General features: G+C 71.6%; 11 protein-coding genes and 2 pseudogenes. 7 read left to right on the top strand and 6 right to left on the bottom strand.

All coding sequences use genetic code 11. From position 1 onward, the window contains the following. The first annotated feature begins 1 nt into the window (after position 1). A complete protein-coding gene (locus OG507_RS36960; RefSeq protein WP_327371459.1) occupies positions 2–883 on the top strand; it encodes a M23 family metallopeptidase in 882 nt (293 codons plus the stop codon). Positions 884–1070: 187 nt separating this feature from the next. Then, entirely contained in the window at positions 1071–1916 is an 846-nt protein-coding gene (locus OG507_RS36965) for an SGNH/GDSL hydrolase family protein (protein ID WP_327371460.1), read from the top strand. Between the two features lie 64 nt (positions 1917–1980). Here the strand turns inward: OG507_RS36965 and OG507_RS36970 are convergent, their stop codons facing one another. The 3 genes and pseudogenes from OG507_RS36970 to OG507_RS36980 all read right to left on the bottom strand — a co-directional run bounded on the left by OG507_RS36970 (position 1981) and on the right by OG507_RS36980 (position 4008). Next, positions 1981–2859, bottom strand: coding sequence for an STM4011 family radical SAM protein (locus OG507_RS36970; RefSeq protein WP_327371461.1), 879 nt, complete (start codon positions 2857–2859; stop codon positions 1981–1983). A gap of 109 nt (positions 2860–2968) precedes the next feature. Next, positions 2969–3403, bottom strand: a pseudogene (locus tag OG507_RS36975) (STM4012 family radical SAM protein); the annotation flags it as partial. A 410-nt stretch (positions 3404–3813) separates the two neighbouring features. Beyond that, the gene (locus OG507_RS36980; protein ID WP_327371462.1) at positions 3814–4008 is read right to left on the bottom strand and encodes a hypothetical protein; all 195 of its coding nucleotides are present in this window, start codon (positions 4006–4008) and stop codon (positions 3814–3816) included. Positions 4009–4108: 100 nt separating this feature from the next. Here OG507_RS36980 and OG507_RS36985 point away from each other — a divergent pair, with 100 nt between their 5' ends. Together OG507_RS36985 and OG507_RS36990 are read left to right on the top strand one after the other, a co-directional pair. Continuing rightward, entirely contained in the window at positions 4109–5152 is a 1044-nt protein-coding gene (locus OG507_RS36985) for a helix-turn-helix transcriptional regulator (protein WP_327371463.1), read from the top strand. A 98-nt stretch (positions 5153–5250) separates the two neighbouring features. Then, positions 5251–5505 (top strand): annotated as a pseudogene (locus tag OG507_RS36990) (DUF6745 domain-containing protein); the annotation flags it as partial. Positions 5506–5511: 6 nt separating this feature from the next. Here the strand turns inward: OG507_RS36990 and OG507_RS36995 are convergent. The 3 genes from OG507_RS36995 to OG507_RS37005 form a co-directional block, all read right to left on the bottom strand. Further along, the gene (locus tag OG507_RS36995; protein WP_327371464.1) at positions 5512–6123 is read right to left on the bottom strand and encodes a TetR/AcrR family transcriptional regulator; all 612 of its coding nucleotides are present in this window, start codon (positions 6121–6123) and stop codon (positions 5512–5514) included. Between the two features lie 80 nt (positions 6124–6203). Further along, positions 6204–9932 (bottom strand): S8 family peptidase, encoded by a 3729-nt coding sequence (locus OG507_RS37000; RefSeq protein ID WP_327371465.1) that lies wholly within the window; start codon positions 9930–9932, stop codon positions 6204–6206. A 165-nt stretch (positions 9933–10097) separates the two neighbouring features. Beyond that, entirely contained in the window at positions 10098–11309 is a 1212-nt protein-coding gene (locus OG507_RS37005) for a Glu/Leu/Phe/Val dehydrogenase dimerization domain-containing protein (RefSeq protein ID WP_327371466.1), read from the bottom strand. 406 nt (positions 11310–11715) lie between these two features. Between OG507_RS37005 and OG507_RS37010 the strand changes: the two genes are divergently transcribed. The 3 genes from OG507_RS37010 to OG507_RS37020 all read left to right on the top strand — a co-directional run bounded on the left by OG507_RS37010 (position 11716) and on the right by OG507_RS37020 (position 15944). Then, positions 11716–12174: a PPOX class F420-dependent oxidoreductase gene (locus OG507_RS37010; protein ID WP_327371467.1), complete on the top strand. Its 459-nt coding sequence runs from the start codon at positions 11716–11718 to the stop codon at positions 12172–12174. Between the two features lie 98 nt (positions 12175–12272). Next, entirely contained in the window at positions 12273–13466 is a 1194-nt protein-coding gene (locus OG507_RS37015) for an MBL fold metallo-hydrolase (RefSeq protein ID WP_327371468.1), read from the top strand. Between the two features lie 405 nt (positions 13467–13871). After that, a complete protein-coding gene (locus OG507_RS37020; protein ID WP_327371469.1) occupies positions 13872–15944 on the top strand; it encodes an ATP-binding protein in 2073 nt (690 codons plus the stop codon). Positions 15945–15949 lie beyond the last annotated feature (5 nt).

The raw sequence follows: 15949 nt of genomic DNA on the forward strand, positions 1-15949 counted from the left end.
CATGCCCGCATCGGGTAAGCACCGTCGTACGAAGTCCAGCACCATCGCCCGTGGCGTCGCCGTGGCAAGCGCCGGCGGCGCTTGCCTCGCGCTGCCGCTGCTCGGTGCCACCGGCGCCCACGCCGTGGAACAGGCCGCCCCGAAGGCGGCCTCCGCCGCCAAGCACGCCGCCCCGGCCACGCCGGTCGCGCTGAAGCAGGCGGCCACCACGACGTACTCCGTCGTCTCCGGCGACTACCTCTCGAAGATCGCCGCCGACCACAAGGTCGAAGGCGGCTGGCAGAAGCTGTACCAGGACAACCGCGCGGTCGTCGGCGAAGACCCCGGCCTGATCCTCCCGGGCATGAAGCTGACGCTCGGCGCCAAGGCGTCCGGCGACTCCGCGCCGGCCGCCGCTGCTCCGGCAGCTCCGGTCAAGTCCGCCCCGGCCGAGGCCGCGACGGTCACGGAGTCCAAGCCTGCCGCCCCGGCCAGCAGCTCCGACTACGCCCACCCGGTCCCCGGCAACCACACCACCGGCTACCGCGCCTCCGGCTCCAACTGGTCCAGCGGCAGCCACACCGGGATCGACTTCCCCGTCTTCACCGGCACCAGCGTGAAGGCCATCACCTCCGGCACTGTCGTCACCGCCGGCTGGGGCGGTGCGTACGGCAACCAGGTCGTCATCAAGCACGCCGACGGCCGCTACTCGCAGTACGGCCACCTGTCCTCCATCTCCGTCTCCGCGGGCCGGACCGTGAGCACCGGTCAGCAGATCGGCCTCTCCGGCGCCACCGGCAACGTCACCGGACCGCACCTGCACTTCGAGGTCCGCACGGGCCCGGCGTACGGCTCGGACATCGACCCGATCGCCTACCTGGCCTCGCACGGCATCGACGTCTGAGCCGAACGGCCGGGCAGTTGAGCCACACATCATCACCTGAGCAACACCGAAGGGCGGTGCGCGGCGGCGCACCGCCCTTCTGCTTATTCCCCCTTTACCAAAACCTGACCGGGTGGTCTATCTCACCACCCGTCAACCCCTTATTACGGTCGCGTAGGTCACATTCGGCGGTGCAGGATAAGCGTTTGTGGCAGACGATTCGAGAAAAAATCAACGTGGCGTCAACTATCGACATGGCGTCATCGGGTCGTACGCGGCGATTGGCGACAGCTTCACCGAGGGCGTCGGCGACCCCGGCCCGGACGGGACCTTCGTCGGCTGGGCGGACCGTTTCGCGGTATTTCTCGCGGACCAGCTCCCGGACCCCGATGCGGAGACGAGCACCGAAGGCTCCGCCCACGGAAATTTCAGGTACGCCAATCTCGCCGTACGCGGACGCCTCCTCGACCAGATCGTCGAGGAGCAGGTGCCGCGCGCCAAGAAGCTCGCACCCGACCTGGTGAGCTTCTGCGCGGGCGGCAACGACATCATCAGGCCCGGCACCGACCCCGACGACGTGGCCGAGCGCTTCGAGCGCGCGGTCGCCGAGTTGACCGAATCGGTCGGCACCGTGATGGTCACCACCGGCTTCGACACCCGGGGCGTTCCCGTGCTGCGCCATCTGCGCGGCAAGATCGCCACCTACACCGCCCATGTGCGGTCCATCGCCGACCGCTACGACTGCCCGGTCCTCGACCTGTGGTCGCTGCGGTCCGTCCAGGACAGGCGCGCCTGGGACGACGACCGGCTCCATCTGTCGCCCGAGGGACACACCAGGGTCGCGCTGCGCGCCGCCCAGGTCCTCGGCCTCGATGTGCCGGCCGATCCCGACCAGGAATGGCCCCCGCAGGCACAGCGCGGCACGCTCGAAGTAAGGCGCGACGACATCCACTGGGCACGCGAGTACCTGGTCCCGTGGATCGGCCGACGGCTGCGCGGCGAGTCCTCCGGTGACCACGTCGCCGCGAAGCGGCCGGATCTCCTGCCGCTCTAGGGCCGGTCAGGTCCGGGGGCAGTCCGCCACCGCAGCGCCCTCGCTCGCCGGACGGGTCCGGGATTCAGGCCCGTCCGGCGAGGGGCGACAAGGGGAGCGCCGGTATCCGCTCCAGCACGCCGCCCGCGAAGACGTCGTACAACGGCAGTGTCTCCAGATGCACATAGCCGATGTGGCAGTCGCAGACGGCCAGCGGACAGGCGCGCGGGCCGAGAGAGAGCCGATAGCTCCCGTCATAGAGATTGCCGAGCTCCGCCGGGACGAAATGGCAGCGCCGGACCGTGCCGTCGCCGTCCACCGAGATGACCGACTCGCCCGTCCGGCAGGGCAGCCCGGCCGACCGGTGCGGATGCCGGCTGTACGGGAAGAGCGGGTCCAGGGCGGTCCAGCGCCCCGCCTCCTCGTCCGTATAGGTGTGTCCCTCCGCGGCGTTCACCCAGAGATAGACCGCGGCAGGCAGGGCGGCACGCAGCCGCCGCGCCTCGTCGAGATGGTCGTCCAGGCCGACGACACCCACGCTGTGGCGGATGCCGAGCGCGCTCAGCTCCCGGCACTTGGTCAGGAACCGCTCGTACGGCGTCTGCCCGGGGTGGTACGTGCACCAGAGTGCGATCTTCTCGCGGCCCGCTTCACCCGCCTCGGCCAGCCAGCCCGTACGGCCGCTGAGGTTGGTCTGGATCGCGTCCCGGCCGATGTGCGGCAGCCGGGCCAGCTCGACCAGCGCACGGCGGTACCAGGAGCGGACCAGGCCCTCGCCCCACGGGGTGAAAAGGACCGAGATCCGGTCGCCGGTCTGCGCCGCGGCCCACGCCGTGAACCGCTCCAGCGCGGCGCGGTCGGCGCGCAGCTGCTCCCGGCTGTCGCGCCGCTTGGCGAACGGGCAGTACGGGCAGTCGTAGTCGCAGGAGGCGAGCGGACCGCGGTAGAGGATGGTCAGGTCCATGGGGGCGCTCACTTCAGTTCGTACGCGGCCATCGAGGCCCGCACTCCGGGGGAGAAGAGTTCGGGGCCCAGCGCGTCGGAGTGGGCCAGACCCTCGGGGAGAGCCGCAGCAGCTGTTCGTCCCAGGCGGCGTCCGCAGCCGCCTCCACATCGGCGCGTCGCTGCGGCCGCACGGCGGCCCGCGCCTCGGCCTCCACGAAGCCCTGCACCCCGACGCTGATCCTGGTCGTCCCGCGGTCGGCGAGCACGGCCGGCCGGTCGGCCGTCGCGGTCGACGGCGAAGTCTCGACCGACAGTGGAACGGACCGCAGGTCGGCGCCCATCCGCTTCTCCGCGATGTCGCAGAGCCGCTCCAGCTCCGCCGTGGTCAGGAACGTGGGCGTGCCCCTGCCGAACGCCGCCGCGAAACGCACCGGCTCGGCGTCGCCCAGCGCGTCGAGATACCGGGTCGACAGCTCGTCGGGAGCGCCGATCCGGGTGAAGAGGTTGCAGAAGCCGCAGCGGACCTCGCGGGCGAATGGTGTTGGAGCTGGCCAGGAGGCCATAGGTGTTCTGACCAGAACGAGAAGGCCCCGGTCAGCCGACGGGGGACGGCCGACCGGGGCGGCCCGCTCGCGACCGATCGGCGTGATGGCAGTCGCGGGCGGGAGTTCAGGGCCTGCGCGGCAAGTATGTCCGCGGCTGGGCCGACGCGGGCAGGGCGCAGGGCCACTTGTGCACATAGATCGTGATGCCCGCGCCGGACGCCCCGGGCACGTCGTACGGCTTCGACTCCTCGTCGCGCATTGGCTGCTGGCAGCGGTCACAGATCTCCGGCGGGCCGCCCGCCACGCGCGGGTGAGCCGGACCGCTGTCGGGCAGGGCGAGCGGCGGCAGGCCGCGCAGGTGTAGGTGTGGCCGATGAGCGTCCTGTACGCGGCGTCCGACGGCGGCTGCTTGGCGATCGATACGGGGCTCATCCGAAGTGCTCCGCTCCGAGACGCGGGCCACTCTGCGGACCGCTGTACAGGGCGGCGTGCTGCGGGCAGGCGTACACGCAGGTACCGGCACCGGATGAGGAATGCACCTCATCGACGAGGACCGGCTCGCGGGTCAGCTGCCCGTCGTAGCAGCAGTACTCCGGCTGTGGCGCTGGTGTGGAATCGTTCATGATGGTCTCTCCGACACGACTCGGTTTGGGAGACCATCGTCCGGAGTACATCCGGCCGATCCGATACACAGGCGGTATCAGGCAGGCGTATCGTCCCCGCATGAGTAGTCCGGGACTCTGGGCAGACGTCAGATTGCGCGCTGCTTGGGCGCGCCAGGACTGGGCTGCCATCCTTCGTGAATACCGGCGCGCCGCGGGCCTGTCGCAGCGCGGCCTGGAGCCGCTCGTTGGCATGCCGCAGCCCCACATTTCCGCGATCGAGTCGGGCCGCAGGCAGGTGACGTCAGCCGAGGTGATGGCCCGCATCACCGAAGGATTGCGCGTGCCCCCAGAACTCACCATGGTTGCCCGCCGCCCCGACCTCGACGACTGGGCGCCGCCCGTCGAACTGCGGGAGCGCATCGCCCACGGGCACGCCATCGGGCGCACCGACCTGCGGACCGCGAACTGGATCGGCGAAGTCCTCGCTCAGCACCGCCGCGCCCAGGACGAGATCGGCGGCCAGGACCTGTGGCCAGTCGTCCGCTCCCAGCTCGATGCCGTCACCCTCCTCATCCCCGGCAGCACGGGGCCGGCTGCCGACCGGCTGATGCTCCTTGCGGCCGAACACGCGCACTGGCTGTCGTGGGTGACTGCGAAGCAGGGCCGCACCGGGGCGGCGATCGCGTGGATCGATGTGGCGCACGGGTGGGCGGTCGACGGCGGGCACACGGATATGGCGTCGTGGGTGCACCGCATCCGCTCGAACTACTCGCTGAAATACGGGGATCCGGTGCGGGCACTGCGTACTGCGGAGACCGCGCGGCTCGTTATCGGCTTGTCCCCGGCGACGGCTTCGGTGGCCGCGCACCAGGCGGCGATTGCGGCGGCCGCGGTGAGCGAGCGGGACCGCGCCCGGCGCCTGGCCACCGAGGCGCTCGAACTCGCTCTGCAAGTTCCGGAGGAGGAGGACCGGCCGGGCTGGCTGTACTGGCTCAGCCCGGCCCGTGCCATGTTGCAGGCCGCGGATGCCGTGTACGCCTGTCGGGACTGGCAGACCGCAGCAGACGGCATCCGGACAGCGCTGCCGAACCTGGACGGCTACCCACGCGACCACGCCTACTACCAGGCTCGGATGGAGGATGCGATGCGACGGGCGAGCTAGTCCTTCGTCCTCAGGCTCACGACGGCCGCTCCAGCGCCCGGGGCGAGGCGTGTCCTGATCGCATCGTGCACAACTACGAGCCCCGGCTCTGGGGCGACGGTTACGACCGCTATCTGACCGAGTCCGGCGCCGAGCCGGTCCACCGGGACGAGATGGGCACCCTCTGGCGGATCGCGCTGGACGGCGACGAGGACGTGGTGATGGTCGAGGTGGTCAACTCCACCCCGGAGCCGGACGGAACGAGCCACACCTACTGGCTGCGGGTGCCGCCGACCACGAGGACGGCGAAGGGCGGTTTGGCCTGGACGTTCGGACTCCAGGGCAAGGCGTACGCGCCCCTGCGCCAGAACTGATCCGTCTCAGGCCGTCAGCGCGGCTTGGTCGATGCCGAGTTCGCGGGCGAGCGCCTCGTCGGTCCAGGCCAGCATCGTGGCCTGGGACAGCGGACCCGCGTACGACGTCATCTGCACGGCCAGACCGTCCAGCAGGGCGGTCAGCCGCCACGCAGCGGACATCGGGTCGTCGCAGTGGAACTCACCGGCGGCGGCGCCCTCCTCGATGACCTCGGCCAGCTCCGCCTTCCACTGCTGGTCGAGATCGCCCGCCACATTGCGCAGCGCCGGGTCGCGCAGCGAGGCCGCCCAGCCCTCGATCCACAGCCGCCAGCCCTTGGCCTGCCCCGTGGGTGCGTACCAGCGGACCGCGGCGCGCAGCCGCCGTACCGCGCTGGTGCGGCGGCCCAGCAGCTTGCGCAGATGGGCGAGGTCGGCCTCGGCGGCATGCGCGAAGGCGGCCGCGACCAGCTTCTCCTTGGTCGAGAAGTGGTAGAGCACGAGCGCGTTGCTCACACCGAGCACGGCGGCCACGTCGGCGATCCGCACCGCCGACACTCCTCGCACCTCGATCTGTTCGACGGCAGCACGCAGGAGCTCCTCGCGCCGCTCCGCCACGCCCAACCGCACTCTTGCCACGGCGTCACCCTAACGAATGAGCGGGGTCGGGACAGGCCGGGGGCGGAGCCGCGTGCGGCCCCGCCCCCGGGTTCGGTCCGTCAGCACCAGATGTCGGGGCAGCCGGAGTTGTACGCGTCGACCAGGGTCTCCGTCAGCGAGGCGCCCGAGGCGTCCGTGACGGTGGACTTCAGATCGACCTTGGCGGTCCCCAGGGCCGGCACGGTGACCTTCCAGCGGCCGTCCGCTCCGCGAGCCGCCGCGGCCTGCTTCCAGTCGGTGCCGTCCGTCGCGTACCAGACCTTTAGCGAGGCGATGTGCAGGGCCTTGCGGCTGCCCTGCGCGGAGAGACCGACCGTATAGGCGAGCGGCTTCGCGGGGTCGGCCGCGTTCTCACCGCTGAGCGGCAGCCGGTAGTCCAGGTCCAGCAGCCGGGCCGCGGCGGCCGACCTCTCGTGACCGGAGCGCAGCCGCCACTCGCTGGTGACCCTGGTCCCGAGCATCCAGGTCACCGGGTCCGGCGACGTACGCGTGGCATCGACGGTCAGCCGGTACCAGCTCTCCTTGCGCGGCAGGTCGAACGTGGCGCGTCCCGGTGCGGTGTTGCGGGCCAGCACCTCTCCGCTGTCGTCCGCCAGGACCGTGCTCCCGCTGTCCGCACCCGGCGCCGTCTCGGCCCGGTGCCCGGCAGCGTCGGAGAACACGGGCAGCGCAACCTTCAGCTTGTCGCCCTCCCTGACGACCTGGGCGGCACCGGCCCGGCTGCCGAGCGCCGGGTTGAAGGGAGCGGACATCCAGTCGTCCCGGTAGTGACCGTCCTCGCGGTACACGGTGGGCGGGCCGCTCAGCGTCCCCAGCGGATAGACGCGGTCGGCGACGTCGTACTGGTAGTGGAACGTCGCCGTCGTCCACGCCACGCCCGGGGTGAAGTACAGCGTCTGCTGCGACGGCGGACGGTAGCGCGTGACCTGCTGATAGAGCGTCAGTCCGTGCCAGGTCGTCCAGGCGTACATGCCCTTGGGGTCGAACGGGTAGCCGTGGGTGCGCTGTGTCGTTTGCACCTTCGCCAGATCGGCGCGCCGGTCGAACCAGTCGGCCCCGGCCGGGACCCGGCCGTCGACCGAGTGGTGCAGATAGTAGGCGTCCGCGCCGGTGCTGACGCCGTCGAGCGTCAGGGTCAGCGGTCCCAGGGCCAGCCGGTCCCGCAGCGCGGGCACGCTGTCCGTGTCCAGCCGGAGCACCGGTGTCGGCTTGTAGACGGAGAGCCCGTAGCCGACGTACATGATGGCGGCCGTGCCCGCGTCGGACAGCTTCTGGTACAGCGCGTTGTTGAACGCGCTCTGGCTGGTCGCCGGTGTCCACAGCACGACCTTGCCCTGGAGGTCCATCGACGCGGGATCGGTGTCCGCCCCGGTGCCGATGTCGACGACCTCACCGGTGGCCGTGCCCAGCCAGCTGTAGATGCTGTACTGCGACAGCAGCAGCTTCAGCGCGTTCGCCGAGGAGCCCGGCTCGTGCGCGTCGACCTCGCGCTGCTGCCAGCTCAGCCCGCCGAAGAAGGCGAGCCCGTCCAGCGCGGCGCCGGTGGTGGGGACGGCCTCGACGCGGTACTGACCGGCGGAACTCGGCGCGACCAGACCGCTGTCCGTGGCGCCGGAGCCAGTGCCCACCCGAGAGACGAGCCCGGTTGCCGACTGGAGGGTCACCCGGGCGGAGCCGTCGTCCACCCCGATCCGTACCGGCTTCGCGTCCTTGGTGTCCAGCGCGACCGAGGTGTCCTGATCCACCGTCATCCGCCGGGCGAAGTGGATCGCCGTGGTGCCGACGACCGTGTTGCCCACCTCGTCGTACTCCCAGGCGTGCCCGATGGCCCGGTAGCTGCCGCGCGGCAGCGTGACCTTCTCCGGTGTGGTGCCTGTCAGCCCGATCAGCTGCGACGCACCGGTCTTCTCGTTCTGCAGAACCACACCCGTCGAGGTGGACTCGCTGCCCTCACGCGGCGCGGGTCCGCTCAGGGTGAGGGTGTACGTCTGCGGATCGGCCTCGATCGAGACGGGTACGGTCGCCCGCCCGCGTCCCGGCCAGGTCGCGGTCACGGCACCGCCGTACGTCGTGCCCGCCTCGACCCGCGACGGTTCGAGGGTGACCTGCGAGACGGCGGAGGAACGCGCGGGTACGGTCAGCGTCCGCGCGTCGAGACGCACCGCGCCGCCCTGTCCCGCGGAGAGGCTCAGCTTCACGGGCCTGTCGGTGGTGTTCGTCCACGTCAGCTCGCGGCTCTGCGGCTCGGCGGATGCGTTGGGGTACGGGGTGCGGGCGGCCAGCGTGGCGGGTTCGGCGACCACCGCGGTGGCCAGTGCGGCCGGTACGTCAATGAGGCCGGAACCGGTGTCGGAGACCGTGGCCCCGTCCACCGGCGCGGCACTGCCGATCAGCGCCGCCTTCAGCCGGGCGCCGGACCAGCCGGGGTGGCGCTGGGCCAGCAGGGCCGCGGCCCCCGCCACATGCGGGCTCGCCATGGACGTACCGGAGAGCGAGGCGTACCGCTCGGTGACGGCGGCGTCGTCCAGGGTCCCGGCGGCGCGCGCGGCGACGATGTCGCTGCCGGGGCCGGAGATCTCCGGCTTGACGGCGGGCCTGCCCCGGCGCGGTCCGCGCGAGGAGAACGGCGACATCTCACCCGACTCGGTGACCGAACCGACCGTCAGAGCGGCATCGGCGGCCCCCGGCGCACTGATCGTCCGGTCGCCACTGTTGCCCGCGGCGATGACGAAGAGCGTGCCGTGCTCGGCGGAGAGCTTGTCGACGGCGGTGGACAGCGGGTCGGTGCCGTCGGAAGCCACGCTCGTGCCGAGGCTCATGTTGACGACCTTGGCGTCCTGGTCGACGGCCCACTGCATGCCCGCGAGGATCCAGGAGTCGTAGCCGCGACCGCTGTTGTCGAGCACCTTGCCCTCGACGAGCTCCGCGCCCGGTGCGACCCCCGCGTACCGGCCCTTCGAGGCGGCCCCGGAACCGGCGATGATCGAGGACACATGGGTGCCGTGACCCTGCATGTCCTGGACGTCGCCCTCCCCGGTGAAGTCCTGGGAAGCGACGACGGCGCTCTTCAGGTCGGGGTGGTCCCGGTCGTAGCCGGTGTCGAGGACGGCGACCCTGGTGCCCTTCCCGGTGATCCCGGCACGATGTGCCCGGTCTGCGCCGATCTGCGGCACGGACCTGTCGAGCGTGGCCCGGACCCGGCCGTCGAGCCAGACCCTGCCGATGCCCTCGGTGCGGGCCCGTGCCTGAGTGCCGAGCTGCTTCCAGACGGTTCCGGCCGACTGCTTCGGCACTTCCAGCGCGGTGGTCTCCGTGGCCCTGAAGGCCGCGGCGAGCCGTGCGCCCTTCGGGGCTTCGGGCGTCCCGGACGCCGAGGGGGCGCTGGCGACGAGGATGCGCAGCGAGTCCGTATCGGCGTCCGCGTACCCCGAGGCGACGAGTTCGGTCACATCGAACAGCCGCTGGTCCACCCGGCCCCGGGAGATCTCGCCGACGGCGTCGATCGGCACCGCGTACTCGTGACCTCCGGCCCGGAAGCGGGTGAAGCCCATGCCCTCACGGCCGTCTCCCGGCACGATCGAGCTGATCTGTACGCCGTCCCCATGGCCGGTGTACGTCACCACATCGCCGGTCAGCAGGGTGACGGTGCTGCTGCCGCCGGCCGTCGCCGGGTATGCGGACGGTACGGCGAAGGCGGGTGCGTTGTCGGCGGCAGCGGGCAGTGTTCCACCGGCAAGGGCGGCGGCAAGCGCGGTGGCACAGGCCGCCGCCCATCTGGTCCGTCTCATTCTCACCTCGTGAACTCGTGTGTTCTCAGGGGGTGGTGAGGTGAGAGTGTCAGGAGCATGGCGGCTTGGGGGTGGGCCGGGGCTGGCGGGAAGCTGCCATGGCAGCTATACGCCGCATGCGTCGACGGCCACCCCGAACGGCCTTGACCGGCCGCGCGGTTGGGATCAGCGGTACCAGCCGAACCGCTCGGCCATCACCGGCAGCCGGTCGGCGACGATGGCGTGGGCGGCGGCCCGCGGGGTGCAGCTGTCGGCCTCCGCTCGGGCCAGCATCAGGTCGATCAGGGCCCGCATGGCGCGGCGGGTGTGCCCGAACGCCTCGTCGGCGTCCGCGCCGATGTCACCGAACAGGGTCCACCACCACCAGGCGTTCGTACCGGAGTTGACGACCACATCCGGCAACACCGTGATCCCGCGTGCCGCAAGCAGCTCCTCGGCCTCCGCGAGCACCGGCATGTTCGCCGCCTCGACGACCCAGCGGGCCCGGATCCGGTACTGGTTGACGGCATCGATCGCGTACGAGACGGCCGCGGGCACCAGAATCTCGGCCTCCTGCTCCAGCCAGGCGTCCGGGGGCAGCTCCTGGTCACCGTCCCGGAGCGCGCCGCGGTCGACCGTCCCGTACCCGTCCCTGGCGGCCAGCAGCGCCTCGACGTCCAGGCCGGCCGGATTGGCGATCGTGCCCTTGACGTCGGCCACGGCGACCACCGTCAGCCCGGCCTGCGCCAGGAACCGTGCCGTCGCCCCGCCCATGGTGCCGAGACCCTGTACGGAGACCCTTGCCCCCCGGTACGGGACGCCTGCCCGGTCCAGCGCCGCGAGCGCCGACTCGGCGACCCCGCAGCCGCCGACCAGTTCGTCGAGCCCGATGCCGTCCACCTCGACGGCGAACGCGTCAGCCAGCCGCTGCCGGGCCGCCGCCTCGTCGTCGAGCAGCGGATAGACGGCCTGGACCGAGGAGACCAGCCCTGCCTCGGTCGCTGCCCGGTCCACGATGTCCTGGGTGAGTCCCAGGTCCTCGCCCGTCGTCCACATGTTCTCGACGTACGGGCGTACGGCCCGCAGATAGCGCACCAGAACGCCGTACGCCTCCGGGTCGCGCGGGTCGCAGTCGATGCCGCCCTTCGCGCCGCCGAGCGGTATGTAGCGGGCCCCCGTGTCATCGGCGTCGAAGTGCAGGGCCTCCTTCATGGTCATCCCGCGGGCCAGCCCCGCCACCTCGTCCAGGGTGCAGCCCGCCCGCATCCGCAGCCCGCCGCTGGACACACCGCGCACCAGCCGGTCCACGACCAGATGTCCCTGGCGGCCGGTGACGTGGTCGGTCCAGGTGAGTGAGATGAGCGGGGCGGTAGGGCGGGACACCGGAGGTGTCGTCATCGGGGGGTCTCCTCGGTCACGGTCGGTGATCACGGTCGGTGCGGGGGGTGGTCAGGGCCGGGGACAGGGCGCGCGAGCGCTACGGCCTGCCGGTGCGGGGACGCGGCCTCCGCGCCGGCCGGCGCCAGGTCTCGAACGCGCTGGTGAGCCTGTGCGCCGCTCAGGCCGGGAGGAACGGCCTCGCCGCCGCTCGACGACGTACTTCGCGGCTTCTCGGGCATGCCGTCTCCCTCCCGCTGCTTCCCGATACTGAATCGCCGGTCAGTATCGGGAGGCGGGAGCACCCCTGTCAATGGCGGCCACTGCTGAATCGTCGTTCAGTGGCCGGACCGCATCGGTCGGTGGTTCGCGGGGAGAACCCGGCCGAATGCGGAATCCTGTGACGGGCATGAACGTTGGATTCGGCATGACGGGAATCGATGCACCGCAGGACGCGCTGCCCGGGCAGCCGGGGCTCCTCGGGCTGCTGGCGCAGGAGAGCGGTGGCGTGCTGGTGACGCTCAAGCGGGACGGCAGGCCCCAGCTGTCCAACGTCAATCACTTCTACTACCCCGACGAGGGCATCGTCCGCGTCTCGATCACCGAGGACCGGGCGAAGACGAAGAACCTCCGTCGCGACCCCCGCGCGAGCTACCACGTCACGAGCGCGGACCGCTGGGCGTGGACGGTGGTGGACGGCACGGCCGAGCTGACCTCGGTCGCGGCCGACCCGCACGACGCGACGGTGGAGGAGCTGATCACGCTCTACCGCGACGTCCAGGGCGAACACCCCGACTGGGACGACTACCGCGCCGCGATGGTCCGGGACCGCCGTGTCGTGCTGCGGCTGCACGTCGAGCACGCGTACGGGCAGCCGCGTGGCTGACGGAGCCGCGCCCGGTGGCCGGTCCTTCGGCCGTTCCGCTCTCGCACTGTCATACCCCCGCCCATAATGAGATGACACCGACTCCCTCAGGAGATGTTGTGACCGGCGCTGACCCCTTGCCTCCGCTCCGCACCCGGCTGCGTTCGCTGCGACCCGCCGCATTCGGCGCCGACCCGGGCGGTGCACGCATGGAGCGTATCCGCCGCTCGCCCAACTTCGCCGACGGCGTCTTCCAGAACCCGGTGGGCGCACGGACGAGGCCGTCCGGATCCACTCTGGAGCTCGCGAAGGTCTACTTCCGCAAGGAGGAGCGGGCGCGCAGGGCACCGGCCGGCACCATGCCCGTCCACGCCACCACCTACGCCGACCTCGCCGAGCCGCCCGCGACCGGGCTGCGGCTCACCTGGATGGGCCATTCCAGCGTGCTCGCCGAGATCGACGGCCGCCGGATCCTCTTCGACCCGGTGTGGGGAGAGCGCTGTTCGCCCTTCGCCTTCGTCGGGCCCAAGCGGCTGCATCCCGTGCCGCTGCCCCTCGCCACGCTCGGCCCCGTCGACGCGGTGGTGATCTCGCACGACCACTACGACCACCTCGATCTGCCGACGATCCGGTCCCTCGCCGGTACGGACACGGTGTTCGCCGTCCCGCTCGGTGTCGGCGCCCACCTGGAGCGGTGGGGCGTGTCCGCCGACCAGCTGCGCGAGCTGGACTGGAACGAGACCGCGCAGATCGCCGGGATCAGCCTCACCGCGACCCCGGCCCGGCATTTCTGCGGCCGCGGCCTGCGCAATCAGCAGCACACGCTCTGGGCCTCCTGGGCGGTCGCGGGGCCCGAGCACCGGATCTACCACAGCGGTGACACAGGCTATTTCCCCGGCTTCAAGGACATCGGCGCCGAGCACGGCCCGTTCGACGCGACGATGATCCAGATCGGCGCATACTCCGAGTACTGGCCCGACATCCACATGACCCCGGCCGAGGGCATGCGGGCCCATCTGGACCTTCAGGGCGGCAAGCCGCACGGCGCGCTGCTCCCGATCCACTGGGCCACGTTCAACCTCGCGCCGCACGCATGGGCCGAGCCCGGCGAGTGGACCAGGGATGCCGCCGAGGAAGCCGGGCAGGCGGCCGCGTTTCCCCGGCCGGGCGAGCCCTTCGAACCCGCGGGGATCCTTCCCGTCGATCCCTGGTGGCGCGCCGTGGCCGCCCCGATCGCACACCCCTGGCGCCGTACCAGGGCAGCGGACGTACCGCAGGCGAACCTCGATCTCGATCTCGCGGGAGAGCGTTGACGCGCTGACACCGAGGCCCCACCCCTACGGCTCAAGGCCGGGGTGGGGCTTTGTCGTTCCGGTGGTCACACTCTCGGCGAACGGGACGTCCGTCACGCCGGGCCGGAGCCGGTGTGCGATCAGGGGTTCGCTCAAGTAGGCCGTTCGGGGTGTCCGCCGACCCGGTGTCAATGCGGCGTAATCGGTCTCTCGTGCGAGACGTCATACCAGAGCGGGACGGATGGCGGGCAAGTTCGACAACTGCCCGTCGCACATGAGTGATTGACGACTACCGTGTGTGCCCGGTGATCAACGGTGGGCTCATGTCCTTCGAGCCTGCCCGACCGATGAACCGAGCCTGACCGACCACCGTAGGTGCCACCGCATGAACGCCGATTCCTGGTGTCCCACGTACCGAGGACGCTGATGTCTCAACTTCGCGCACCCGAAGCGCGACCGGAACGCCGAGAGGGCGGACGGCACGGCCGACCGGGTGCCCGTTCCCGCTCGGCCACGGCCAGGCCGCGCCCCGCCCAGCCGTCCCCCGAGGCGCGTATACGCCCCCAACTCCTGCGCACCGCGGTGCTGCCGACCCTTGCTGCCGTGCTGAGCGGAGCCGCGGCGGTCATCTTCACCGTCCGCTCCACCGGAGCCCCGCTGTCCGCAGAACTGTGGACCGCGCTGGGCGGGGCAGGTGCGCTGGCCGTCGCCGCCGTGGTGGCCGCGTACCTCGCCGCCAACCGCGTCGCCACCACCGTCTTCGGGCGCTGTCTGGCGCTCCGCCGGGTCAGCGCACAGGGCCAGGCCGAGCTCCAGCGGGTGGTGGAACAGCTCCGCAACGGAGAATCCGTGCCCGCCCGGAGGCCCGCGCACCCCGCCGCCCCCGGCAGCGACGCCTTCGAGCTGCTCGCGCAGGAACTGGGCCGCCAGCAGGAAGTCGCCGTCTCCGCGGTCGTGCAGGCGGCCCGGCTCTTCGATCACACCGGCGAGGACCAGAAGGTCGAGGTCTTCGTCAACCTCGCCCGAAGGCTGCAGTCGCTCGTGCACCGCGAGATCCAGCTGCTCGACGAGCTGGAGCACCAGGTCGAGGACCCCGATCTGCTCAAAGGGCTCTTCCACGTCGACCATCTCGCCACCCGCATCCGCAGGCACGCCGAGAATCTCGCCGTGCTCGGCGGCGCCGTCTCGCGGCGGCAGTGGAGCAACCCGGTCACCATGACCGAGGTCCTGCGCTCGGCGATCGCCGAGGTCGAGCAGTATCCACGGGTCAAGCTGGTACCGCCGATCGACGGCACCCTGCGCGGACACGCCGTCGCCGATGTGATCCATCTGCTGGCCGAACTGGTCGAGAACGCCACCGTGTTCTCCGCCCCGCACACCCAAGTGCTGCTGCGCGCACAGCAGGTCACCGCCGGACTGGCCCTGGAGGTCGAGGACCGGGGCCTGGGCATGCCGGGCAACGAGCAGAAGCGGATGAACGCCCTGCTCGCCGCCCCCGACCAGGTCAATGTCGCCCACCTCCTCCAGGACGGCCGGATCGGCCTGTTCGTCGTCGCGTCACTCGCCCGACGGCACGGCATCGCGGTCCGGCTGCAGAGCAACATCTACGGAGGCACTCAGGCCGTACTCGTCCTCCCGCAGTCCCTGCTGGGTGTGGGCGGGGACGCGCCGGCCGGGGGCGACGCCGCCCCGGTCCCGCCCCCGGGGCCCGCACACCGCCCGCCTGCCGAGGACGACACCGCAGGCCACCGCAGGCCGAACCCGGGCCTGCACCACGGTCCGGGCACGGCAGAGGGCCAGGGACCGAGCGGGACACCGGGCCCCGCGCAGGCCCCGGCGCCCGCACCGGCCGCGCAGACGAGCGCCGACCGGCAGCAGCCGTATGTACCCAGCCAACCGCTTCGCCTGCATCAGCCGCCCCAGCAGGGGCGACACCAGGGCGAGGCCCCGCCGCTTCCCCTGCGCGCCGAGCGCCTCGACCGCCCCACACCGGCCGAGGCCCTCCCCGGAGTCCGGCGCACGGACGAAGCTCCTGCGATGCTCCGGACGGAGCCCGGAGTCGTACGCGGCACCATGGGCCGTCCCCAACTTCCCAGGCGCGCCAACCAGGAGCATCTGGTTCCGCAGCTCAGGGAGGCACCGGCCCCGCGTACCGAGGACGAACAGGCTCTGCACGACCCGGGACTCATGGCGGCCTTCCGGCGGGGCATCGAACTCGCGGAAGCCCGTACCGAATCCGAGACGGACACCGACCGGAGCCAGAACATCGACCGCAGCCGGGACACCGAGCAGAGCCCGGACACCGACCGCGGCCCGGACACCGGCCTCGAATCGGCTCCCCGGCAGACCCGGCAGACCCGGCAGCCCCGGACCCCGCCCGCCCCACTGCCGGTCCGCGGACTCACCACGGCCCTCGCCGCCCACCACCCCGACCGGGCCCCGGATCCGGACGCGGTCCCGGTCACCGATCCCCTCGAAGCGAATACCTCCAAGGAGTAGATGCA

Origin of the sequence: Streptomyces sp. NBC_01217 (genome assembly GCF_035994185.1) — a bacterium.
In the GTDB taxonomy this organism is placed as follows: domain Bacteria; phylum Actinomycetota; class Actinomycetes; order Streptomycetales; family Streptomycetaceae; genus Streptomyces.